A 25,507-nucleotide genomic window follows, 5' to 3' on the forward strand; every position below is an offset into this window, starting at 1 on the left:
CAGTTCCCAGCTTGACAGAACGCTATTTCAGCCACATCGCCAATGCCTAAACGTTAGCTGTAACTTTATGGCGACAAACAAACTAAAGCTTTGTGTTTTTTGCGACAATCAATTAACTAAAGAAAACCGTAGCAGGGAACATATCATCCCACAATGGCTATTAGATTTTTTAGAGATAAGAGAAGAGGCAATACAGCCAACACACTTTTCAAGTCAAGGTCACACTAATTCAACAAGACATCACACTCTTGACAATCTTTTAGCGGGACAAATTTGTGAGAAGTGTAACAACGGTTGGATGAGCCGTCTAGAACAAGAAGCAATACCTATTCTAAAATCTCTAATCGCAGGTGATCGAGTTGTCGTAGACCTCAACGATACCGAACGACAAATAATTGGTAGATGCACAGCAAAAACTGCATTAACCTTAAACTCAGCATCGAATTATTTAAAAAACATCCCATCTGACCATTATAAATATACAATGACAACTGCAGGCAGTTTGCCAAGTGGAGTTTTTTCATTTGCTCAACAACATCATGGGACAAGACCCTTTTATTGGATTCAATCACCCACTTGGATATTAAATGGAAACTCAGATTCCTTATCGGTATTAGGGGAAAGATTAAAAGACAAGTCTTATAAAATTGCATTTCAATTCGGAAAACTCATGCTATTAATTGGATATATTCCATTGGACAATATTTTTCCTGTTCTATGCAGAGGAATACATATTCCTTTGATTCCAAAAACAGGCAAGTGTGGATGGTATGACATAAAAGAATTCCCCTGGCATGATAGTGAAAAAGCACTAATGGAATTTCACTTTGGCCTTCAAGCAACACTTATGGAATAACAAAAGCTACAGCTAACAAGTGCATTTGTGCCATTGGGGCTCGACAAACTACGTTCGTCATCGCCCCGTTCGCTGCTCAGCTTCAGTTCCGGCTTGACGGAACCTAGTAGTCCTAAATATCAGATTGCTGGTAATGAATTTTCTCAATTTGGACTTTCAGGAAAATCATTTTCTAGTATTTTAGATAGTGTTGGAAAGTGGCATAATGACTACCAAGATTATTTATTAACAGCAATTGTTTCCCAAAAACAAAGTCTTGAAGATACTATTAAATTGAAGCAATTCATTAAAATTAAATCTTCAGAATTCTTTTATAAAAAAGGTATCAATTCAAATATGAATTTATATACAAATGGTTTTAATTATATGCCTATTGAAATAAGTTTTAATAAATCAAAATATTCAATAGAAGGAAATGAAATTTTAGAAAAATTAAAGAGTTTACTTATAAATTATAATAATATAGACGCTACTGATTTCTTTTACGATTTAAAAAAATTAAAAACAAGCGCATTGTAGTTAAAAAATACTAATGAAAAAATGACTGTTGGCATTTCAGTTTCGATAGCTATAAGCTCATTTACTTATTGGAAAGCTAATGCTGAAAAGTGGCAATCTATTTTAAAATCAGAAAATTTAGACAGAACTACCAATATCCATAATTTTAATACATTTTCGGTAAGCGTAAACAGTGCTGGTTGTCGTATAGGTCTTGGACAACTTGGTGCTGCAGATGTGGGAGGTGCAATTAGTGGTGCAATTGATGGAGCCGCCCTTGGACCAGGTGGTGCATTAGCTGGTGGTGTACTTGGTTCATCAGGAGCTTCCTTAGGCAACTTAGCAGGGCAAGTCATGGGCTGTTTATTTAGCTGGTGGTAAAATTAATTTACAACTTAAAATATTATAATAACATGAACAAACTTATTCATTCAATAAAAAATAAAAAGAAGATATTTTTAGTTTTATTTATAATTACATTTTTTTTGACAATTGTTTATAATAAATTATTTAAAAATAGTTCAAGGCCATTTGATATCTTTTTTTTCTTTTTTATTCCATTGTGTGCTCTGTCATTTATTTATATTATACTTAAAAAAAATAGACAAGACAAATAATTAATCTGAATATCTTAAATGAGGATTAATGTTTCTTATTCATCCTCATTGAATCAGAATAATTCTGCCAACAAAAGGCTTGGCTATATGTCGGCGGACGATAACACAATGGCTCGGCTGTAGTTATCTATCATCTGTAGTTACAACAGACGACATCCTATTGGGCTGTGGTTTGTATATTAATCTTTCGTATTTCTATTCTGCTTTTGTTCCCGACTGACAGTTTTCAAATTCCGCCACATCGCCAATGCCCGAACGTTGTAGGTAACCCTAAAAGACATGTTCAAAAAATGTTAGCGTAATAATATTAAATGCAATAAACAAACTAAATGATTACTTATGAACTTTAAAACAAATTCTCAATATGTTTGCAACACTTTACAAGGCACACATAGCAACATTCAAATGCTAACCTTATAAAGAGTTGCAAACGCAACTTTACTCAACTAATTAAACAATATCTTTAACTTTTAAAATTCATGATTTATGAAAAAAATCAACACACTAATTGCAAGCAGTAGCAATGTTCTCTCAATTGGATTACTAATTTTTATCTTCTTTTTTACAAGTTGCAAAAAAGATTTTAATTCTTCTATTTCTGCTAATGGAAGTGACGGAATACATCCCTTCCCATTAAATTGGGAAACAGCTGATTATATGCCAACGCCTTTTGGTACAACTATTTTAGTGCCTTGGGCAAATGGTTCAGTAAAAGGATTTTCTCCTGATATTTGGTATGATTATAAAAGTAGTGATGGTTGGACATTAGTATATAATGTTTTTAATACAACTTCTTTACCTGCCAATCCTTGGTTTGCATTGTATAATCAGTATAGAGGATTGTTACGGATTTATGTTTATGTAACGGATAATGGTTTCGTTGCATCTGATTATTTAACAAGTGGTCTGAATTTAGCACCCAACTCCATTTCTTCTTCTATGCTAAATTATATAGGGCAAGATGTAGTTGATGTAACAAAAAATCAAACTTCAATCTCAAAAATCGAGCCTACTCAATTGGCTACGGGCACATGGTATGCATCTCAATATGAAATTGCCTATGACCCTAATATTGCAACAAGCACATACCAGCAATTAGGATTAAATTGGACTTTGAAGTGGACAAGTGTATCAAGTATATCTCTAGGAGGCACACAACAAGGAACAATTAATGGTACGATATCAACACCTACTCCTAGCTTTGATATATCAGGGCTCCTCACACAAGGAGTATTAGAGGCAACAGGGTTGACTATCTTTAGCAACAATGCTGGAGGTGATAAAACGAATTATACACAAAATACATTAGGATTGCCTGGTAACATATTCAAGTCAATTCAAGACGGATTGCAAAGCGGATTATCTGGTGTCGTGAAAAATATTTTCAATGGAATATTTGGTGGAAGTAGTTCTAATACACAAGAAGTAAATTTAACAATGAATACAAAAATTCAATTAACTGGTAATTCAACTCAAAGTGGAGCTTTTATACCGGATCCTGGTTTAGGTATAGGTATTCCTGGTATTTCAAATAGTCAGTCTGCTAGTGGTTACATTCCTGGTTATAATCAACCAATGGGTGTATTTAACTTGGCAGCAAAACCAACGGTTAATGTTCATACAACAAAAACGCAGATAACAAAAGATGGGGGTATTTATTATCAATACGAAAATCTATATACAATAAATGCGGCTTCATTAAACTATTTGTGGAATTCTGCGGTTATAAATTCCTCATCAACAGGTGCTGCAATTACAAATTTAACAACCGAAGTTGTTCTTTTGGACCCTGATTTATCTACATTCCCATATCAACCTTTAATTGGGGGACAAGAAGAAACGATTGGCACTCATACAGCAATAACTGGTTCTCAGGTCGGTACAACTTATATTGTTGCGAGGGTGCAGCCGATTAACACGAATGTAGCTATAAGAATTAAATTTAATGTTGTGCCAAATAATGGAGCTCCTCCATCAACCATTGTAAAAACTTTTTTGGCTAATCTCGTAAATAATTAAAATATACTTGTATGAAACAAATTAAATTCTTATTCATCTTATTTTTATTATTTCTTTCTTTTTCATGTACAAAGCAAACTATTGTACAACAAACCTCTGCCGACGAAATAACAATAGAATTACAAAAAGTCATTAAGAATAATAATATAAATAGAATAATTGCATGGACAGATAATGGAGGATTTCCAACAAATATTTCACCCACTTCAGGTACAACATGGTCCTTTTCAAATGGATTTATTTCAATTCAAGACCAATTACAAACTTTTAATTTATTATATTTAGATTATTATAATGTTGCGAAAGTAATGGTAAACGACGGCACTAATCCTGTTGCACTCATTTTGCATTTTAAGAATTAGTAAATCTGTAAATTCGCTTTCAAATGAGTATAAGTAAAAAGTGCATTCTTTCATTTATTTTGAGCATAGGAGCTATTTTTTCCTATGCTCAAAGTAATATTTTGTCTAATAATGACTCTATAAAAAATTGCTATGTCTCTAAGAATAATGATACTATTATTTTAAGCAAGAATAAAATTATTACAGTAGGTTCAATACTGTATATCGGCAAAGGTTCGGATACTTTATATGGATGGTATAATCATATAAGTTTTAAAAGCCCGTTTAACTGGTCTTTGTGGTTATTCAGAGATGCCGAATTAGAAAGCTACAAAAATAATTATCCTTATGATGCTTCAGTCTCAAGAGAACATGATAAATTATTAGGCTATATACACAAAGGTGATAGTGTGATGGTAAAAAAAATAAAAGTGAGAAAGACAAAAAAATATGGTATTTGGTATATTTTAACTTTAAAAGATTACAAGTTTCCCAAAACAAAATATCAATGTTTTTTATTGGAAGCACTTAATTCACATGAAATATTTATTACACAAAAATTGTAGAATAATATTTGCATTCTCTTTGTTGAGCCTCTATTATAAAGGTATTTCACAATTTAGTACAGGCTTATCGGCAGCTTATTCTAACAACCATTTAAACACCAACATTTCTAATCGTTCTTATACTCAAAATAAAAACGGCAATAGTTGGGGTATAAGTTTCCCGTTAAATTACAAGTGCAGTAATAAAATAAATTTTCAAACAGAAATTGATTTTTTGAATAAAGATTATTCATTTATTCGCACAGGTAATTATGCAGGTATTTATACAAGGTATAACAATATTTATTTGCAGTGGCCGTTCATTTTTCAATATAAAATATTTCAAAAAAGTAAATGGCAAATTTTTGCCGATGTAGGTTTGTATGCTTCATATTGGGCATTTGGAAAAATAAAAGGTGTACTCCCTAATGTTTTTAACAGCTACGATAGCATAAACACATTAGGACAGATTACGCATTATTTAACTTATACAGGTTACTCACAAAATTATCAATTCAATCAAGAAAAAGATAATCGTTTTGAGTTTGGAGCATCGGCAGGTTTATCATCATCATATCAGTTTAATCAAAAATATTCCTTAGTTATCAATGCAATATATTATCAGTCCCTAACTTCACAGCAAAAAAAATATAGTATTAATCAAACTATGCAATACAATCAAACCATCTTTATTTCAATAGGCTGTATGTTTCATTTGCATGTGTAATACTTTCAAAGTAATGTCATTATCATTTTTAAAATATTGGTTCGCATTTTTAGTTTCTTGCTCACTTATTTGTAATATTTCGTGCAAAAAAATCTCTCCACCTTTTGCCGATACCACCCCAAAAACTTTCAGTGATGTATTTGAGCAATATTGGAACAAGATGAATGTTAATTATGTTTATTGGGATGTTGATACAACCAACTGGGATAATATTTATAAAAAATACAAACCTTTATTTGCAAAATTAGATTTGAATAATGTTGCCGATATTAAAAAAAGTGTTTCTTATTTTAAAGAAATGACAAGCACTTTAATTGATGCTCATTATTATATTTCATTTACTCAAAACAGTATTATTGATTCGTTTGCATATCCTGCTTATGATAGAAAAAAGATGAGCCAAACCTTTCATAATCCCTATTCTTTTTATAGTGTAGATACTAATTACTTAGATGCTAATTTTCAGTTAGGCATTGATTATAATTTTTCTTTTGCTGGTCAGCCATTGGCTGTTTTATACGGTACGATAAATAATTCAATCTTATATTTTTCTTGCAATGATTTTTCTTTATCAAAGGCTTATAATTCAACAACAGCAAATAAAATACAACCTGTTTTAAATTCATTTTTTAATACTCTAAATAATTTTCCCATTAATATTAAAGGTTTAATAATTGATGTGAGAAGTAATTATGGTGGTGATTTAAGTGATTTGAATTTTTTAGCGGGTAGGTTTATTGATAAACCTTTATTATTTGGGTACACACAATATAAAATTGGGAATGGAAAATTAGATTATTCGGCATGGATTCCATCATATGTTAATCCTCAAGCTAATTCAAAATCTCTAATAGTTCCTATTATAATTTTAGCAGATAATGTTTCAGCATCTTTATCTGAAGCAGTTGTAATGGCTATTAAAGCAATGTCCAATTCAACTTTTGTAGGCGAAACTACATTTGGAGCTACGGGTCCAATCATAAGTGACAATAATGTTTATAATGACGGAAGTTTTACTGTTCCCAATTTCATGAACGTACAAACATCATTGGCAAAGTTTAAATATATAGATGGAAAGATTTATGAAGGAACAGGGTTCTCACCTGATGTGTTTGTACCTTTTAACCTTTCTGCATTACAAAATAACATTGACCTTCAACTTGAAAAGGCAATTACTTTATTTAAGTAGCTTTTAATTGCTCAAAAAATGTTTTACATTTACATCAGCATTTGCATAATATCCCTTTTGAATTTTTTTACAATCTTTTTTTAATCATCAAAATTCAGAATTATGCCAAGTACAGCAGAAACAGGGCACGCTAAAAACGTAGCCAACTTTGAAACTTTAATTTCATTTTGCATCGGTTATGGTGCAGCTTACAATCCGTCGAGAGACAGTTTAAAAATCGCCAATTTGCACAATCCCAGCTTACCACAGCCAAATCAGCCCTTGCTGATTGCAAAACCAAAGAAACTGCCTTCGACAATGCTACTGACATTGGTAGAACATTTTAACGGATTGATTGAATTGGTAAGTTCTCATACCGAATACAATCCCAATGAAGAAGAACTTAAAGTGACGGCTTTACAAACTTTACTGACACAACTTAAAGCCGACAATATAAGCGTAATTAACACCCATACCGATTGGAGTAACAGCCGTCTCACCAGAGACAATGTTCTTTATGCCGATACAACAGGCTTGGTAGACACAGCTTTGAACGTAAAAGGTTATGTAAAATCATTATTCGGTGCAACAAGCCCTCAATTTGCACAAGTAAAAGGAATAGAGTTTAAAAGAGGAAAAAACTAAAGTAAAATGACACATGGTTTTAAAGACACAGTAGAGCTATTTGCCATAATTGTTAGGCAATAGACACATTTTGCAGGCAGATAATACAAAATTATCACCCGCTTTTTCAAAATTGTTGTCCGCATTGACAAATGCTACAGATGGCGATTATATAATTAGTTTCTGCAAAGACAAAATTTTTATTCGCATTTATTAATAAGGCATCCGCACCAAGTCAGGCACATTTACAGGGCACACGAAAGCCACCCGCAAAGGCAACCCTTGCAAAAGAGCCTGCCTTGTTACTCTTTTCTTTGAACAAATATTGTATGACTTAGAATATTTAAAAGTGTAAATTATTATAAGGGCTACCTACAACATTGTGTTGGCAAAAGTTGGGCTGAAGTATTTGGCCCATCGGCTGTAGGATTTTTGGCCAAGCTTCTGTAATTTGGCTTTAGCTAATCGAGTCTGTAGTGGCCAAGCAAGCAGTGGGATTTCTATTGCCCAACCTTCGCAAAGCCCTGCTCGTTACCTGCAAGCGTATGACGACAGCGCAACAACGAAACAGACGACTAAAAATTGAACATTAATACAAGGACAAACCATTTTGACAACAGGTGACCAACATACAGACCATATTTCAAACGGACAGCGAGTAAGCCGACACTCATTGCCGACCCTTCTGTATTTTTTATTTTCCCCACCGCACATTTTTTTTAATTCAATTTTATTGCCACCGCACAAGTGGCACATTTGGCTTTGCCCTACCGGTAAGCCAACCCTTCAGCGAAGCGAAAAGAGCCACTTTTTCCCCACGCTCTAAGACAGTACAGACCACATAATCTCATTTTGTAGACACGCTACTTAAAATTATTTCTATAAAATATTTGGAAGTTAGGAAACTTTGCCTACTTTTGTAGAATCATTACAAAGGTATAAATTTGAAAAAGCTGATAAAAGATATCACAAACATCCAAACCGGACTCTTTGCAAGGCCTTCTAGCATTGGTGAAGTGGTGTATTTACAATCCAAGCATTTTGACGAATTTGGGCAATTGCATTCGGTTCTTCACCCCGATTTGCTGGCTGAGGGGATTTCTGAAAAGCATTTGCTGAAAGACGGTGATGTGCTTTTTGCTGCCAAGGGAACTAAAAACTTTGCAGCCGTTTTTGAAAACCACAACGAACCTTCTGTGGCTTCCACTTCATTTTTTGTTATCAGACCAACTGACAACAAAGTGCTGCCCCAGTATTTGGCTTGGTTTCTAAATAACCATACCACACAAACCCTTTTAAAAGGGCAAGCTATCGGAACTTCCATTCCTTCTATTTCAAAACAGGTTTTAGAGAATCTGGAAATAACCATACCAAGCATTGAAACCCAAAAGACGATTCTGCAAATCACCAAACTCCGCAACAAGGAAAAGTCTTTGAAGCAGAAAATTGAAACACTAAGAGAAAAACAAATTCAGGCGATGCTGCTGGTGGCAGCTTCGCAATGATGAATGATAAATAAATGAATTATGAACGAAAGAGACACAAATATAAAACCGAATCCTTTAAAAGACAAGTCGTTTCAGTTTGCCCTGAAAATTGTAAATCTATTTCAGTTCCTTTCTGAACAAAAGAAGGAATATGTAATAAGTAAGCAACTGTTACGTTCAGGAACTTCCATTGGAGCCAATGTTCGGGAAGCACAAAACGCACAGAGTAAAGCTGATTTCATACATAAATTTTCCATTGCACAAAAGGAATGTGACGAAACACTTTACTGGCTTGAATTGCTTCATCAATCTGGACTTCTTCCAGAAGAAGAATTCACAACCATTCATAAGGACGCCAACGAGCTTTTAAAGATGCTCCGTAGCTCTATTCTAACAACGAAACAAAATATTCATCATTCATAACTCATAACTCATCATTCCAATGAAAATTTCTCAAAAAGACATCAACGATGCAGTTTGGAAAGCTTGCGACACCTTTAGAGGTAGCATCGACCCAAGCGTTTACAAAGACTATGTGCTTACCATGCTGTTCCTGAAATATCTCAGCGATGTGCATGACGATAAAATGGAAGGCTACCTGAAAAAGTACAACGGTGATATAGAACGTGCCAAACGTGCCATGCAACATGAACGTTTTATTGTACCTGAACACAGTCATTTCAAGTATTTATACGACCACCGTAATGAAGCCAATATTGGAGAACTCATCAATATTGCATTGACGGATTTGGAAGAAGCCAACCGTGAAAAACTGTACAGCGAAGATGGTGCAGGAATTTTCCAAAACATAGACTTTAACAGCAGCAAGCTGGGTGAGCCTAAGGATAAAAACACCCGCTTGAAAACCTTGCTGATTGATTTTAAATCTGACAAACTGGATTTGCGTCCTTCGCATTTAGACGGGAACGACATTATTGGTGGTGCTTACATGTTCCTGATTGAAAACTTTGCCAGTGATGCCGGGAAAAAAGCAGGTGAATTTTTTACACCAAAAGAAGTTTCTACACTCATTGCCAAACTCACCAAAAGTAAACCCGGCTCACGTATATGCGACCCTACCTGTGGTTCTGCCTCTCTTCTGATTAAAGCAGGTGAAGAAGTGGGCTCAGATAATTTTTCACTTTACGGACAAGAAGCCAACGGCAGCACTTGGGCATTGGCGGTGATGAATATGTTTTTGCATGGCTTTGATAATGCTACCATTCGCTGGGGCGATACCATCCGCAATCCTAAACTGAAAGAGGGCGATGCGCTGATGAAGTTTGATACCGTAGTAGCCAACCCGCCTTTCTCATTGGACAAATGGGGCAAGGTAGAAGATAAGGATGGAGAAAAAACCACTGTGAGCTATGACCCGGAAAGCGATAAGTACAACCGTTTTTGGAGGGGCGTGCCTCCCAAAAGCAAAGGCGACTGGGCATTTATCAGCCACATGATAGAAACACTGAACGAACACGGAAAAGCAGGTGTAGTAGTGCCGCATGGTGTATTGTTCCGTGGCAGCAGCGAAGGAAAAATAAGGCAGAAAACCATTGAAGAAAATTTGTTGGAAGCGGTGATTGGCTTACCTGCCAACCTGTTTTTCGGCACGGGCATACCGGCAGCCATTTTGGTGTTTAACAAGCAAAAAAATAGCACCAATGTTTTGTTTATTGATGCCAGCAAGCAATATGAAAGTGCCAAAAACCAAAACAAGCTGCGGGCAAGCGATATTGAACACATTGTAACAACCTACCGGAATTTTGCTGCGGGCAAATTACAGCCCGGTGTGGTGGAAGATAAGTATAGCTATGTTGCCACTCCTGAGGAAATACAGGAAAACGACTACAACCTGAACATACCCCGCTATGTAGACACCTTTGAAGAAGAAGCCGAAGTAGATATTGCTGCCGTGCAAATGGAGATTGAGCAACTGGAAGGCGAACTGGTGAAAGTGCAGAATGAGATTGAGGTCTATCTAAAACAATTAATGAACTAACTATGGCAAACGAATTATCAAATCAACATAAAACGGTGTTTGAGCAAATCAAACAAATTGACAATGATGGCAACGAGTGGTGGTCTGCAAGACAATTGGGTAAGATATTGGAGTACTCTGAATACCGCCATTTTAAACCTGTAATTGAAAAAGCCAAAGAGGCTTGTGTTAATAGTGAACAATGCATCGAAGACCATTTCGAGGACTTCCTCGAAATGGTTGATATAGGCTCGGGAGCCAAACGCCCCATGGAAGACGGTGTAAAACTATCTCGTTATGCGTGTTACCTCATTGTGCAAAATGCTGACCCAAGCAAAGAGGTGGTAGCTCAAGGGCAAACCTATTTTGCTATTCAGACCCGCTTGCAGGAAATAAGGCAGATGGAGGAATACAACCGTTTAGCATCGGAAGATGAAAAACGATTGTTTTTGCGGGAAGAAATGAAACGCCACAACATTCAATTGGCCGATGCTGCCAAAGATGCCGGTGTAATTGAGCCATTGGATTATGCCATTTTTCAAAACCATGGCTATATGGGTTTATATGGTGGATTGGACGCCAAAGGTATCCATAAAAACAAAGGCTTGAAAAAGAGCCAAAACATTCTCGACCACATGGGGAGTACCGAATTGGCAGCTAACTTGTTCCGTGCTACACAAACCGAAGAAAAACTAAGACGAGACAACATCAAAGGCAAGCAACAAGCCAATAAAACCCACTATGAAATCGGGAAAAAAGTACGCAAAACCATTGAAGAAATTGGGGGCACCATGCCCGAGGATTTACCGGTAGCCGATAGCATTAAAAAATTGGAAAAAGCCAAAGAACCCAAGCCATTAAAATCACCCAAAAAGAAAAAATGATGGCAGCAACAAAAAATACCAAAGCGTTTTACAATACTGAAATTCCAGAAGGATGGAATATTTTTCGTTTGGGCGACTTGGGAAAGTTTTCAAAAGGAAAAGGCATATTGAAGGAGCAGGTTATTCCTGAAGGATTGCCATGTATTCGCTATGGAGAAATTTATACAACCCACGATTTTATTATTAAGGATTTCAAATCTTTCATTTCCGAAGACGTAGCTATTGAAAGTAAAGAAATTAAAAAAGGTGATATTCTATTTGCAGGTTCGGGTGAAACAGTTGAAGAGATTGGAAAAGCTGTCGCTTATGTTGGTACGTATAAAGCGTATGCAGGAGGCGATGTAATTATTCTTTCAACAAACAAAAATATCAATCCAGAGTGTCTATCTTATGCTTTGGAAACAGATTTTGTTAAGAGGCAAAAGCGAGTCTTAGGGCAAGGAAACTCTGTTGTACACATTTATTCGAGTGATTTATCCAAAATCAAAATCCCCCTCCCTCCCCTCCCCGAACAAAAAGCCATAGCCGCTTGCCTAAGCACCTGGGATAAAGCCATCCACACCACCGAAAAACTCATTGCCCAAAAAGAACTCCGCAAAAAATGGCTCATGCAGCAATTGCTTACGGGAAAGAAAAGGTTGAGGGGGTTTAAGGGGGAGTGGAAAAAATTGGGTGCAGGTGAAGTTTTCAAAAGTGTAACAAAGAAAGGATTTGCTGATGAAGAATTGCTATCAGCCACACAAGACAGAGGGATGATTCCAAGAACAATGTTGGAAGGTAGAGTAACTATGCCAACAACAGGTACAGAAGGTTTCAAATTAGTTGAAGTTGGAGATTTTGTTATCAGCTTGCGTTCATTTCAAGGTGGTTTGGAATATTCATATTACAGAGGTTTAGTAAGTCCGGCTTATACGGTTCTAAAACCGAAAAAGCCTATTAATGAAGAATTCTACAAGCAGTATTTCAAGAGCTATGATTTTATTGGGCATCTGGCTATTGCTGTTATTGGAATACGTGATGGCAAACAAATCAGTTACGATGATTTCTGCACTGTAAAAATACCTTACCCATCCATCGAAGAACAAACCGCCATTGCCCAGGTGCTGCAAGCGGCAGATAAAGAAATCAGCCTGCTCAAAGCTAAAGCAGAGAAGTTGCGGGAGCAGAAGAAGGGCTTGATGCAGGTATTGTTGACGGGGAAAAAACGTCTGAACTATGATTCATCTGATTTTTATGATGGCCATGATTCGGATGCTAAGAATATAAAATCACAGCAATCAAACGAATCAAGAAAATCATAGTTCAGACAATGATTAATGAGCAATACAAATACAGCGAACTCACTTCCAAAATTATTGGCTGTGCCATGACTGTGCACAAAACTTTAGGAAATGGATTTCAAGAGGTGATTTACCAACGTTCATTAGAAATTGAAATGCGTTTGGCAGGTATAGCTTTCAATAGAGAATTTGAAATGCCCATATTTTACAGAGAAGAGCAAATAGGAACCCGTAGAGTTGATTTCCTGGTGGATGGCGTTATTTCCGTAGAACTGAAAGCCATTTCTAAATTAGAAGATGTCCATTTTGCCCAAGCCATCAACTATTTGGAAGCCTATAATCTGGAAATTGGTTTACTGATAAACTTCGGTGAAACAAGCCTGAATTTCAAAAGGCTTACCAATAAGAAATATAAATCACAGCAATCACACGAATCAAATAAATCATAGTTCAGACAATTATGCCGCGCAAAGAAAGACATATAGTTCCCAATGCCGAAAAAGGCGGTTGGGACTCAAAACGAGAAAATGCAAAGAGAGCTTTCAAACATTTTGAGACCAAAAAGGAAGCCATGGACTGGAGCCGGGAAAAGGCGAAACAGGAAAAATCTGAATTGATACCACACGGAAAGGATGGAAAGATTCAGAATCCAAACAGTTATGGGAATGATCCCAATCCACCAAAGGATAAAAAGAGATAGATTATGCCATACAACCCAAACATACACCACCGCAAATCCATTCGCCTGAAAGGTTACGATTATTCACAGGCGGGATTGTATTTTATTACCATATGTGTACAGGACAGGTTGTGTTTGTTCGGGGAAATTGAAAACGGGGAAATGGTATGGAATGATGCGGGATGCAACGCCCATGAATGTTGGTTACAAATTCCAAATCATTTTCCCAATGTCATTTTACATGAATACATTGTAATGCCCAATCACGTTCACGGTATCATCGAATTGGTAGGGGCGAATAATTATTCGCCCGAAACCAGGGCGAATGAAAATGGGGCGAAATATTTTTCGCCCCTACGGTCACCGTCAAAAACCATTGGGTCCATTGTTGGGGGGTATAAAATTGGCGTTACAAAATGGTTTCGTGAAAATGGTATCATGGATACAATATGGCAACGCAATTATTGGGAACACATCATTCGTGATGAACAATCCCATCATCCATCATCGAATTGCCACATACATCATCAACAACCCGAAAAATTGGGAGAACGATAAATTATATCAATGATAAGAACATAATTATGGCATATAAAATACCACAACTCCCTTTGGATTTCGATATAGAAACCAAAGCCATCCTAAAAAAAACGGCTGCTGCCCGCAGTGCCTTGGCCGAGATGAAAGGGGCTGCCATGAGCATTCCGAATGAAAGTATTCTTATCAGTACCCTTTCCTTGCAGGAAGCCAAAGACAGTTCGGCCATTGAGAACATCATCACCACGAATGATGAATTGTTTCAGTCGGATTTTATGGCAAAGAATTTTAAAACCCTTGCTAGTAAGGAAGTACACAACTATGCAGAGGCATTAAGATGGGGATTTCAAACCGTGAGGCAACAGGGATTTTTGTCGAACAACCACATCATAGAAATACAGGCAACCATAGAAGAAAACCGGGCTGGTTTTCGCAAAGTTCCGGGAACGGAACTTAAAAACGAACAAACCGGGGAAGTGGTGTACACCCCGCCTCAAACCCACGATGAAGTGGTGGCCCACATGAACAACCTGGAGCAGTTTATGAATGTTAGTGAACTCAGTGATTGGGACCCGCTGGTAAAAATGGCCATTATCCACCATCAGTTTGAGAGCATCCACCCTTTTTATGACGGCAACGGAAGAACGGGCAGGATTATCAATATCCTATATCTGGTAAAAGAAGGCATGCTGAATTTGCCCATCCTGTATTTAAGCCGCTACATTAACCAAAACAAAGGCGACTATTACCGTCTGCTACAAAAAGTCCGTACCGAAAATGCCTGGGAAGAATGGGTACTGTATATCCTGGATGGTGTGGAGCAGACTTCCTTACAAACCATTAAAATCATTGAAGGGATTAAGAAGCTAATGCAAAGCCATAAGGATAGAATAAGGACGGAGCTCCCTAAAATTTATAGTCAGGATTTGTTGAACAACTTATTCCGGCACCCCTACACCAAGATTGACTTTGTGATGGAAGAAACTGGTGTAAGCCGCAAAACTGCCGCCAAATACCTTGATGAATTGGATAAGCTTGGCATAGTAAGCAAACAAAAGATTTGGAAGGATAACTATTACATTAATTCCGATTTATACAACCTTTTACAAAATGTCAGCAAATTATAGTCATTGGCAAGTACCAGTAGAATTTACCCATGAAGGGCTTGTCATAGGTAAAATATTCGATTTTCTACCTATGAAAATCGATTCAAGGGCAAAAACAGGGAAAAATTATCCATGAGCAAGGTATCGTGTATAGAAAATGCCCAAAACCTATACATGACAAACCCAACATGTAAAGAAAACCGCTCTTTTCTATACATAAATACGGTTCATAACTCATCATTCATCATTCATAACTCATAAAGTGGACACTCCAAGTTTTAAAGAAGACCATATCAGCCAGATTCCGGCAATGCAAATGCTGGTGAATTTGGGTTATACCTATTTAAGTCCGGCAGAAGCGGAAAGGTTAAGAGGTGGAAAAACTACCAATGTATTGCTGGAAGATGTACTGCGAAGGCAATTGAAGGAAATAAACAGCATACGAGTAAGTGCTACCAAAACCAGCATTTTCACAGACGAGAATATAGAACGGGGCATATTGGCTTTGAAGAATCTGCCCATGAACGAGGGTTACATAGCAGCCAGTGAAAAGGTTTACAACCTGCTCACCTTAGGTCAGGCATTGGAACAAAGTGTAGATGGCGACAAAAAGAGTTTCACCCTTCAATACATTGACTGGAAAAACATCAGCAACAATGTATTTCACGTAACAGAAGAATTCAGTGTAATGCGAAGCACTAGTAAAGAGCATTACCGCCCCGATTTGGTATTGTTTGTAAATGGCATTCCGCTTTGCATAATTGAATGCAAACGACCTGACATGAAAGAACCCTTGAAACAGGCTATCAGTCAGCATTTGCGTAATCAACAAGAAGATGGAATCAGAAGCCTGTATGTGTATTCGCAATTCACTTTGAGTATTGCCACACAAGAAGCGGCTTATGCTACTAACGCCACACCCGAAAAGTTCTGGGCAAAGTGGCAGGAGAAATTTAGCAATGATGAAGAAGAACGCAACTATAAAAACAAATTACATGAACTCAAAAATAAGCCACTACCAGTTTCAATAAAAGAACAATTGTTTTCAGACCGCTTCAAATATGTTCGCCAGTACTTTGATGCAATAGAGCAAGAAGAAATTCTGCCCACCGAACAGGACAATTATTTGTATGGATTGTGTCGTCCTGAACGATTGATGGATATTGTTTTCAATTACGTTTTGTTTGACAATGGAGAAAAGAAAGTTGCCCGATATCAGCAGTTTTTCGCCATTAAAAAATCTATGCAACGCATCAGAAATGTGGAGAACGGAAAACGAAAAGGAGGCGTAATCTGGCATACACAAGGAAGTGGAAAATCGTTGACCATGGTAATGTTGGCACAAGCCATTGCCATGGAACCCAGCATACGCAATCCAAAAATAGTATTGGTAACAGATAGAACCGATTTAGATAACCAAATTACGAGCACGTTCAGGAAGTGTGGCAAGTTTGTAGAAAACGCTACTACTGGACAGCGATTAGTGGAATTACTGGAAAGCAAAAGCGATGCAGTGGTTACGACTATCATCAACAAGTTTGTGGCTGCAGTAAAGAAAATCAATCAACCATTAGAAAGCCATGACATCTTTGTTCTGATAGATGAAGGTCACCGAACACAGCACGGGACTTTTAATGTGGACATGCAGAAAACATTGCCCAATGCATGTTTTATTGCCATGACTGGAACACCGCTATTCAAAAAGGACAAAAGCACAGCAGCCAAATTTGGTGGCGTAATTGATGCTTACACTGTTGACCAGGCAGTTAAAGACAAAGCAGTTGTTCCTTTGCTCTATGAAGGACGATTGGCTTTGCAGGATGTAAATGCCAGTCCGATAGACACTTTCTTCGGGATGGTGTCAGAGCCATTAACCGAATATCAAAAAGCAGATATCAAGAAAAAGTTTGCTCGTTACGACCACCTAAACTCAGCCGAGCAAAAAATGCGAATGATTGCTTGGGATATCAGCTATCATTTTCGAGACAATTGGCAAGGAAAAACACCATTCAAAGGGCAATTAGTTTGTGATAAAAAAGTGAATGCCATCAAGTACAAAGAATATTTGGATGAAATAGGTATTGTAAGTAGCGAAGTGTTGATTTCATCTATTGATGAACGAGAGGGTGAAGAAAGTGCTTATGAGAAGTCAACTGAAAAGGAAAATCAGTTTTGGAAAAAAATGATGGACGAACATGGCAATTCAAAAAGCTATGAGAAAAACATCATCAGCCGTTTCAAGAATCAAAAAGACCCGGAAATCATCATCGTAGTTGACAAATTGCTTACTGGCTTTGATGAACCTAAAAACACCGTTTTATATCTCACTAGAAATTTACAAGGGCATAAGTTATTACAAGCCATTGCAAGGGTAAACCGTATTTATCCTGACAAGGAATTTGGTTACATCATTGACTACTATGGTGTGATTGAAAATCTGGATGATGCTTTGCAGATGTACTCTTCATTTGAAGATTTTGATGAAGAAGATTTAGCAGGAACACTCACCAATATTTCGGAGGAAATTAAAAAGCTTCCGCAAAAACATTCAGACCTTTGGGATATTTTTAAAACCATAGCCAACAAAAGAGATGCAGAAGCCTATCAGCAATTATTGAAAGATGAAGCGATACGGGTTTTGTTTTACGATAAACTAGCAACCTTTGCCAAGAGTTTGAAACTGGCATTGTCCTCTATCCAATTTCATAAGGAAGTAGAGGAAAAGGTTATCAATCGTTACAAAGAAGATTTAGCTATGTTTTTGAAGTTACGATTGGCTGTAGTTGAACGATACAGCGATGAAATTGACTACAAACAATACGAAGGACAAATTCAAAAACTGATTGACACACACATCACTACAGAAAAAATTGAAACCATCACTGAACTGATAAACATTTTCGATAAGGATAAATTTCAGCAAGAAGTAGAAAACACCACTGGCAAAGCAGCCAAAGCAGATAAGATTGCGAGCAGAACAGCGAAGCACATTACGGAGAAAATGGATGAAGACCCTGCTTTTTACAAGAAGTTTTCGCAAATGCTAAAAGAAACGATTGCCGACTATGAAGCCAAGAGAATCAGTGAAGCACAATACCTGAGCAGAGTTCAAGATATTATGAACAGTGTTTTGGCTCATACCGACAATGATATACCGGAGCAATTGAAGAACAGAGATGTAGCCAAAGCTTTTTATGGGTTGACAGTTGAAGCACTTTCTGACAAAATTCAAGACAATATAGTTCGCAAAGAGGTCGCAACACAAACGGCTTTACAAATTGACGACCTGATTCAAGATTCTGTTTTAGACAGCGGAAAACCCATTATTGACTGGCAATTCAAAACAAACATTACAGGAAAATTGCTGATTGAAATTGGCGACTATCTGATTGATGAAGTACGAGACAAATACAACGTTGACTTGTCATTTAAAGACATGGACAAGATTGCAGAAGATTGTATTGAAGTAGCTAAAATCCGTTACAAATGATGATAGCAGCTATACAATTTGGAAGCAGAACAATAGATTTTCGTTTGGAGTATTCAGACAGAAAATCCCTTGGTATTACTGTAACACCTGAAATGGAAGTGTTGGTAAAAGCACCAACAGACACAACCATTGAAAAAGTGAAAGAGAAAATCAGAAAAAAAGCACCTTGGATTATTAAACAACAAAGCTTCTTTCTTTCCTTTCAACCAAAAACACCGAAAAGAAAATATATAAGCGGTGAAACACATTTGTATTTAGGCAGACAATACCGCTTGCAAATTATAATTGCTAAGGAGGAATCTGTAAAACTAAAAGGCAAATTCATTGAAGTAACAGCGAGTGAAAAATCAAGAGCAAAGGACTTATTAGACAATTGGTATTTACAACATGCACGGACAAAGTTCCATGCAATTGCTGAACCACTGATTGACAAATTCAAAAAACACAAAGTTGAACCAAGTTCAATTGTCTTGCGTGACATGCCGACACGTTGGGGCAGTTGCACACCAAAAGGAAAAATCATTTTAAATCCTGAATTGATAAAGGCACCCAAAGGCTGTATTGAATATGTGATTATACATGAACTTTGTCACTTAATACATCACGACCATACACAGAAATTTATAGATTTACAGACTAAGGAAATGAAAGACTGGGAAAAGTGGAAAATGAAATTAGAAAAATTACTAGCATGAGAAGCCTACGCACAAAAGCACACACATTTGCAAGCCGCACATGCCCAAGCACAAACCAAAGCTTGCAAAAGAGTGTGCTTTTCACCAGCCCAAAAAGAAATTCATTTTTTTCTTCCCTCCCTTCGGTGTTTTATTTTTTCGCCACCCTCAGCCGAAACAAAAACGGTTGGACAGAAACAGCGAAAACCTTTACTGACAGCGGTTTGACAATAACGGAGGACAGAAGGCCAGCTTGTAACACGGGTTTGGCAAAAGTGGCGGTTAAGTGCTCCGCAGACAGTTTTGTGGTTAATCAAACATTGGTTCTCCGCATCAACATTCGTGGTGAAAATCGCCACCTTCGCCAAGCCCGAAACCGTTAGCGGTCACCCTATTGCGACATCCTACAAAAAAATTAACTTGCGAAGATGAATGATTTGATTTCTCCAAAATATCAGATGAAACTTGTTAAGTCGGTTAGTGAAGCTATTTGGTTAGAATTTCCAACTTACGAACAAGTTAGATATTACATTGACAAATGGCACGAAGACAATTACGAACCAAATGGTTTCAACAATAACTATTGGGAGAACTTTAGAGTTATAGAAAAGGACAATAAGAAAATAGATTTACTTGCGACACTTAGTTCAATGGATGGTACAACGCTGCTAAAAATTGCTATTGACTTAGGAGTTGATACACCTGATTTCATTCCCTCAATTCCGACATTTAAAAACGAACTTAAATCCGAATATAAAACAGCTTATGACACTTTTTCAAAAGCTTACAAACAAATTGAGGCAGACCCAAGTTTAGCTGTTGGACTTGCTAATTCAGCACTTGAAAGCATTATCAAAGAAATTTTAAAAGACGATAGGATTTCTAGTAAAACAACAGGCGGCGAAACTCTTTATAAATTGACATCAATAATTTTAAAGGAGTTCAACTTGACAAACGATGAACATCCTAAAGAGATTAAGACTATTGCAAGTTCACTTTTAGCGATAAACCAGACCATTGAAAAATTGCGAAGTGAAAAGACAGATTTCCATGGAAAGACCGAAGATGATTATCTAATCAATGACACGGTTTACACTTATTTTATCATCAACAGTGTTGCTACGGTTGGACTTTTTCTTAATTCATATTACAAGACAAAGTTTCCAAAGCCACAACCAACACAAGTAGTACAAGAAATAGACGACTTGCCATTTTGAGAGAGAAGGGTGAACCGCTAACATGAACTGTGCTGCAAGTGTGGCTGGACGTTGTTAGCATCATCAGCAGTTCGCTACTCGGCTTCAGTCCGGGCTTGACGGAATTCTTTGTGTACATCAAGGCCACAGAAAATGGTACTACCTGTGAAATCTAATTGATTAACTTTAGCCATGGAAATGAAGTTTTAAAATGAGCGGATATTTTACTCTTAAATTTAAGCGAGTATCCTGTCAACTCATACATAAGACCTAATGCCACACCTGCAGCAAGCCCTGTTCGTTACCTGCAAGCGTATGACGACAGCGCAACAACGAAACAGACGACTAAAAATTGAACATTAATACAAGGACAAACCATTTTGACAACAGGTGACCAACATACAGACCATATTTCAAACGGACAGCGAGTAAGCCGACACTCATTGCCGACCCTTCTGTATTTTTTATTTTCCCCACCGCACATTTTTTTTAATTCAATTTTATTGCCACCGCACAAATGGCACATTGGCTTTTGCCCGACACACAAGCCGACCCTTCGCAAAACCAAAAGAGCAATTTTTTGCCCACGCACTTATGACGACAATGCAACTATAAAACTTAACTTAGCAGACTATAAAATCTTTACATATTAACACCGAGAAATGGCGAAAAAGACGAAAGAAAATATTGAAGAACCGTTAGAGAAGAAGCTCTGGAAAGCGGCTGACAAGCTCCGTAAAAACATGGATGCTGCCGAATACAAGCATGTGGTTTTAGGACTGATTTTCCTGAAATACATCTCTGATGCTTTTGAAGAACTTTACAACAAACTAAAAGAAGGAAAAGGCGACTATGAAGGAGCCGACCCCGAAGACAAAAATGAATATGTAGCCGAAAAAGTGTTTTATGTGCCACCTTCTGCCCGTTGGACATGGCTGCAAGGCAGAGCCAAATTGCCCACCATTGGCAAAGACATTGACGATGCCATGGATGCCATTGAAAAAGACAATCCATCATTGAAAGGCGTTTTGCCCAAAGTGTATGCACAGGAAAAATTAGACAAAGGCAGTTTGGGCGGACTGGTTGACTTGGTAAGCACAGCAACTTTAGGAACAAAAGAAGCTCAAAGCAAAGACTTGTTGGGCAGAGTGTTTGAATATTTCTTAGGCGAATTTGCATTAGCCGAAGGAAAGAAAGGCGGACAGTTCTATACGCCTGAAAGTGTGGTAAAACTATTGGTTGAAATGCTTGAACCCTATGAGGGCAGAGTTTTTGACCCTTGCTGCGGAAGCGGTGGCATGTTTGTGCAAAGCGAAAAATTCATTAAAGCCCATCAGGATTACTATAAGAAAAACAAAGGCAAAAAACTTTCATTAAACCCTGCCGACCATATTTCTATTTACGGACAGGAAAGCAACCAAACCACCTGGCGACTGGCAAAAATGAACCTTGCCATTAGAGGTATTGACAGCAGTAATGTAAAATGGAACAACGAAGGCAGTTTTTTAAACGATGCACACAAAGACCTGAAGGCCGATTACATCATTGCCAATCCTCCGTTTAACGACAGCGACTGGAGCGGTGAACTCTTACAAAAAGATGCACGCTGGCAATACGGCGTGCCTCCGAGTGGCAATGCAAACTACGCATGGATACAACATTTCCTCTATCATCTTGCGCCCAACGGACAAGCCGGATTTGTCTTATCCAAAGGTTCACTCACCAGCAACAGCAGTGGCGAAGATGTGATACGCAAAGCCCTGGTAGATGGCGATTTGATTGACTGCATTGTAAACCTGCCTACCAAACTGTTTTTGAACACGCAGATACCCGCCTGCCTGTGGTTTATGAAAAAGAACAAGCAGCAGCGCAAGGGTGAGATTCTTTTTATTGATGCCCGAAACATGGGCTTTTTAATTAACCGCAGAACCCGTGACTTGAGTGCGGAAGACATACAGCAAATTGCCAAAACCTACCACAACTGGCGAACATGTGAAGGCGATTACCATGATGTGCAGGGCTTTTGTAAAAGTGCCAATTTAGAAGAAGTAAAAGCATTGAACTATGCCCTTACACCCGGCAGGTATGTAGGTCTGGCAGAGGAAGAAGATGACTTCAATTTTGCTGAACGCTTTGCCACACTGAAAGCAGAACTGGAAAAGCAAATTGCCGAAGAAGATGCATTAAATCAAAGAATAAAAAGAAATTTACAGAATATTAAAATCAACGAATTTTCAGCAATATGAATTATGACATAAAACTTATAAATAACTACGAAGGCAAGGGAAGAATTGAACTTGACCGTATGGAGTTTTTGGCCAAGCATATAAAAAGCATTGCTCAAAAGGCTTTACTGTTACAACTCTATGGATATAGTAAGGTTTCAATGCCTAAGAACTTGAATAAATACCTCCATGTGTTTTTAACACAAACTGAGGGGGTTGATGGCAATACTATTCTCACGCTGGATGCAGATAATTTTCAGAACATCCCAATGCAGTTAGATTTATTCAAAGAGAAAAAAGCTCTGAATGCACTTACCCCAATGGCTCTAGTAATTAAGTCATTCACTGCTGCTCTTTCTGATGAAGATGATAAAAATATGATTGATGAACCACTAATTGATGAACTATTAAGATTTAAAAAGTTCTTTCAAACAGATACCGAAAAAGTTTTATTGACTAACCGCAGCACTATTCCTGAAATCGAATTTTCCAGAAAAGAAATTGATAAAATTGAAAGTTTATTTAAAACAATACCTCAACCACAAAAAACAGTTGTTGCTGGTGTAATTGATGAAATGAAGTTTTCAAGGGAGCAAGTAATATTGACTACCTCTGATAATAAAAAGATTGTGGTAATTGTTGCAAAAGAGCTTTTTCAAGACTTAAAAGATTATTTCGGTCAGGAAATAGCCATCAATGGTATGGCACATTTTAAACCAGGTGGACAATTGTCATATGTGAAAATGGAAAGTTTTGGTGATGCAGGAAAAGCCGGAAAAATATTATCAAGAAAGCCGGATAAAATGACCATGCAACAACAGATAGCTTTACAAATCAGAGAAGGGAAAAAACGAAATCCAATTGATGAAATAATTGGGACATGGCCCGGAAATGAGTCAGATGAAGAATTTGAGAAAATGCTAAAAGACCTTGACTAATGAAGAACATACTTTTAGACACAAATATTCTTATTCACTTAAATAGAGGAAAGGAAATAGCCCAAAAAGTTCGTGAATATGTAAGTTCGTTTGTAGAGCCACAGGTATTTATTTCTGTAGTGAACTTGGCAGAAGCAGAAAGTTTGGTTATACAATGGAAAATGCCTGAAGAAGCTGTAAAACACCTGAGAAGCAATATGAATAAATTCGTTTGTATTGATATTGAACAAAACAATCAAACGCTTATAGATGCTTATGTAAATATTGACTGTTACAGCAAGAGAAAAATTAACGGACCTGATGGCAAACTTATTCCAAATGGTGCAATTGGAATGAAGAAGAACGATTTATGGATAGCAGCAACAGCCCATGCTTTAGATGCGGTTTTACTTACTACGGATGGCGATTTTGACCACTTAGAAAAGCTATATTTTGAAATTAAGAAGTTTTACTATGAGTGAGTGGAAGGAATTTAAATTAAAGGACTTAACTACTAAGATTGGAAGCGGTGCAACTCCAACAGGCGGAAGTAATTCTTATAAGCAAACAGGAACTTCATTGATTAGAAGTCAAAATGTCTTAGATTTTAAGTTTACATATGATGGACTTGCGTTTATTGACGAACAGCAGGCAAATGATTTAAAAAATGTAATTGTAGAAGAAGATGATGTTTTGCTAAATATTACTGGTGACAGTGTCGCTAGAGTTTGCAAAGTCCCGAAGGATGTTTTGCCTGCTAGAGTTAACCAACATGTTGCTATAATCAGAGCAGACAATAAAAAAGCAAACTCAGATTTTTTACTTTATTACTTACAAGCAATAAAGGAATATTTGCTTATATATTCTGAAATAGGTGGTACAAGAAATGCTTTGACAAAAGCCATGATTGAAAACTTGGATGTTACTCTCCCCCCGCTCCCCGAACAAACCGCCATAGCCGAAGTATTAAGCAGCTTAGACGACAAAATAGACCTGTTGCACCGCCAAAACAAAACCTTAGAGCAATTAGCCGAAACGCTTTTCAGGCAGTGGTTTGTGGAAGAGGCAGAGGAGAGTTGGGAGGGAAAAGGTTTGGATGAAATCGCAGATTTTTTAAATGGATTAGCTTGTCAAAAGTTTCCAAGAAAATCGGGTGAAAATGGTTTACCTGTTATTAAGATAAAAGAAATGAGAACTGGCATCACTGAAAGTTCAGATTGGGCAACTGCCGATGTTCCAAAGAAATACATCATTGAAAATGGTGACATGCTGTTTTCATGGTCGGGTAGTTTAGATATTGTTTTATGGTTTGGTGGTAAAGGGGTTTTGAATCAACACTTATTCAAAGTCTCATCTGACATTTATCCTCAGTGGTTTTACTATTTCTGGACTCAATATCATTTACAAGAGTTCAAAGGCATTGCTGATGATAAAGCCACAACAATGGGACACATTCAAAGACATCATTTATCTGAGGCGACAGTAATTGTGCCTCCAAAAGAAGTATTGGAAAAAATGGATGAAACCATAAATCCACTTTTTCAAAAAATCAAATCCAACACCCAACAAATCCGCACCCTTACGCAGCTAAGGGATACATTACTGCCTAAGCTGATGAGCGGGGAAATACGTCTGAATTATGATTTTAAGGATTAAAGG

25 protein-coding genes are annotated in these 25,507 nt (G+C 37.2%); all 25 read left to right on the forward strand.

Features of this window, described 5'->3' with window-relative positions; all coding sequences use genetic code 11:
- Positions 1-67 precede the first annotated feature (67 nt).
- A complete protein-coding gene (locus JK139_RS11370; RefSeq protein ID WP_074419117.1) occupies positions 68-856 on the forward strand; it encodes a hypothetical protein in 789 nt (262 codons plus the stop codon).
- Between the two features lie 93 nt (positions 857-949).
- Positions 950-1,375, forward strand: coding sequence for a hypothetical protein (locus JK139_RS11375; RefSeq protein ID WP_143439102.1), 426 nt, complete (start codon positions 950-952; stop codon positions 1,373-1,375).
- 21 nt (positions 1,376-1,396) lie between these two features.
- Entirely contained in the window at positions 1,397-1,735 is a 339-nt protein-coding gene (locus JK139_RS11380) for a hypothetical protein (RefSeq protein WP_074419119.1), read from the forward strand.
- Between the two features lie 722 nt (positions 1,736-2,457).
- Positions 2,458-3,990, forward strand: a complete 1,533-nt coding sequence (locus JK139_RS11385; protein WP_074419120.1) for a hypothetical protein — start codon at positions 2,458-2,460, stop codon at positions 3,988-3,990.
- An 11-nt stretch (positions 3,991-4,001) separates the two neighbouring features.
- Complete coding sequence (locus tag JK139_RS11390) at positions 4,002-4,352, forward strand: hypothetical protein (protein WP_074419121.1); 351 nt, start codon at positions 4,002-4,004, stop codon at positions 4,350-4,352.
- 23 nt (positions 4,353-4,375) lie between these two features.
- Positions 4,376-4,897: a hypothetical protein gene (locus JK139_RS11395; RefSeq protein WP_074419122.1), complete on the forward strand. Its 522-nt coding sequence runs from the start codon at positions 4,376-4,378 to the stop codon at positions 4,895-4,897.
- Positions 4,869-5,603 (forward strand): outer membrane beta-barrel protein, encoded by a 735-nt coding sequence (locus tag JK139_RS11400; protein ID WP_074419123.1) that lies wholly within the window; start codon positions 4,869-4,871, stop codon positions 5,601-5,603. Before JK139_RS11395 ends, JK139_RS11400 begins: the two co-directional genes overlap by 29 nt.
- 13 nt (positions 5,604-5,616) lie before the next feature.
- Positions 5,617-6,792, forward strand: coding sequence for a S41 family peptidase (locus JK139_RS11405; protein WP_179853189.1), 1,176 nt, complete (start codon positions 5,617-5,619; stop codon positions 6,790-6,792).
- A gap of 102 nt (positions 6,793-6,894) precedes the next feature.
- Positions 6,895-7,416, forward strand: a complete 522-nt coding sequence (locus JK139_RS11410) for a hypothetical protein (protein ID WP_074419125.1) — start codon at positions 6,895-6,897, stop codon at positions 7,414-7,416.
- A 923-nt stretch (positions 7,417-8,339) separates the two neighbouring features.
- Positions 8,340-8,900 (forward strand): restriction endonuclease subunit S, encoded by a 561-nt coding sequence (locus JK139_RS11415; RefSeq protein ID WP_074419126.1) that lies wholly within the window; start codon positions 8,340-8,342, stop codon positions 8,898-8,900.
- Between the two features lie 21 nt (positions 8,901-8,921).
- Positions 8,922-9,305, forward strand: coding sequence for a four helix bundle protein (locus tag JK139_RS11420; RefSeq protein WP_074419127.1), 384 nt, complete (start codon positions 8,922-8,924; stop codon positions 9,303-9,305).
- 19 nt (positions 9,306-9,324) lie between these two features.
- Positions 9,325-10,881, forward strand: a complete 1,557-nt coding sequence (locus JK139_RS11425) for a type I restriction-modification system subunit M (RefSeq protein ID WP_074419128.1) — start codon at positions 9,325-9,327, stop codon at positions 10,879-10,881.
- Positions 10,882-10,883: 2 nt separating this feature from the next.
- Complete coding sequence (dinD, locus tag JK139_RS11430; protein ID WP_074419129.1) at positions 10,884-11,744, forward strand: DNA damage-inducible protein D; 861 nt, start codon at positions 10,884-10,886, stop codon at positions 11,742-11,744.
- Entirely contained in the window at positions 11,741-13,045 is a 1,305-nt protein-coding gene (locus tag JK139_RS11435) for a restriction endonuclease subunit S (protein ID WP_074419130.1), read from the forward strand. The genes dinD and JK139_RS11435 overlap by 4 nt, the downstream gene beginning before the upstream one ends.
- 8 nt (positions 13,046-13,053) lie before the next feature.
- Positions 13,054-13,473, forward strand: coding sequence for a GxxExxY protein (locus JK139_RS11440; RefSeq protein WP_074419131.1), 420 nt, complete (start codon positions 13,054-13,056; stop codon positions 13,471-13,473).
- Positions 13,474-13,484: 11 nt separating this feature from the next.
- On the forward strand, positions 13,485-13,724 hold the full coding sequence (locus tag JK139_RS11445) for a DUF2188 domain-containing protein (protein ID WP_074419132.1): 240 nt from the start codon (positions 13,485-13,487) through the stop codon (positions 13,722-13,724).
- A gap of 3 nt (positions 13,725-13,727) precedes the next feature.
- Positions 13,728-14,261: a transposase gene (locus tag JK139_RS11450; RefSeq protein ID WP_218331317.1), complete on the forward strand. Its 534-nt coding sequence runs from the start codon at positions 13,728-13,730 to the stop codon at positions 14,259-14,261.
- 26 nt (positions 14,262-14,287) lie between these two features.
- Positions 14,288-15,367: a Fic family protein gene (locus tag JK139_RS11455; protein WP_074419133.1), complete on the forward strand. Its 1,080-nt coding sequence runs from the start codon at positions 14,288-14,290 to the stop codon at positions 15,365-15,367.
- A gap of 241 nt (positions 15,368-15,608) precedes the next feature.
- A complete protein-coding gene (locus tag JK139_RS15770) occupies positions 15,609-18,836 on the forward strand; it encodes a type I restriction endonuclease subunit R (protein WP_074419861.1) in 3,228 nt (1,075 codons plus the stop codon).
- Complete coding sequence (locus JK139_RS11465) at positions 18,836-19,531, forward strand: M48 family metallopeptidase (protein WP_074419432.1); 696 nt, start codon at positions 18,836-18,838, stop codon at positions 19,529-19,531. The genes JK139_RS15770 and JK139_RS11465 overlap by 1 nt, the downstream gene beginning before the upstream one ends.
- Positions 19,532-19,938: 407 nt before the next feature.
- Positions 19,939-20,727 carry an abortive infection family protein gene (locus tag JK139_RS11470; RefSeq protein ID WP_074419430.1) on the forward strand — a complete coding sequence of 263 codons (789 nt, stop codon included), beginning with the start codon at positions 19,939-19,941 and terminating at the stop codon, positions 20,725-20,727.
- Positions 20,728-21,368: 641 nt separating this feature from the next.
- Positions 21,369-22,952, forward strand: a complete 1,584-nt coding sequence (locus JK139_RS11475; RefSeq protein ID WP_218331319.1) for a type I restriction-modification system subunit M — start codon at positions 21,369-21,371, stop codon at positions 22,950-22,952.
- Complete coding sequence (locus JK139_RS11480) at positions 22,949-23,869, forward strand: hypothetical protein (RefSeq protein ID WP_218331320.1); 921 nt, start codon at positions 22,949-22,951, stop codon at positions 23,867-23,869. The genes JK139_RS11475 and JK139_RS11480 overlap by 4 nt, the downstream gene beginning before the upstream one ends.
- On the forward strand, positions 23,869-24,330 hold the full coding sequence (locus JK139_RS11485) for a type II toxin-antitoxin system VapC family toxin (RefSeq protein ID WP_218331321.1): 462 nt from the start codon (positions 23,869-23,871) through the stop codon (positions 24,328-24,330). The genes JK139_RS11480 and JK139_RS11485 overlap by 1 nt, the downstream gene beginning before the upstream one ends.
- Complete coding sequence (locus tag JK139_RS11490; RefSeq protein WP_218331322.1) at positions 24,323-25,504, forward strand: restriction endonuclease subunit S; 1,182 nt, start codon at positions 24,323-24,325, stop codon at positions 25,502-25,504. The genes JK139_RS11485 and JK139_RS11490 overlap by 8 nt, the downstream gene beginning before the upstream one ends.
- Positions 25,505-25,507 lie beyond the last annotated feature (3 nt).

The sequence above is a fragment of the Hydrotalea lipotrueae genome, from assembly GCF_019249625.1.
Taxonomy (GTDB): Bacteria; Bacteroidota; Bacteroidia; order Chitinophagales; family Chitinophagaceae; genus Hydrotalea; species Hydrotalea flava.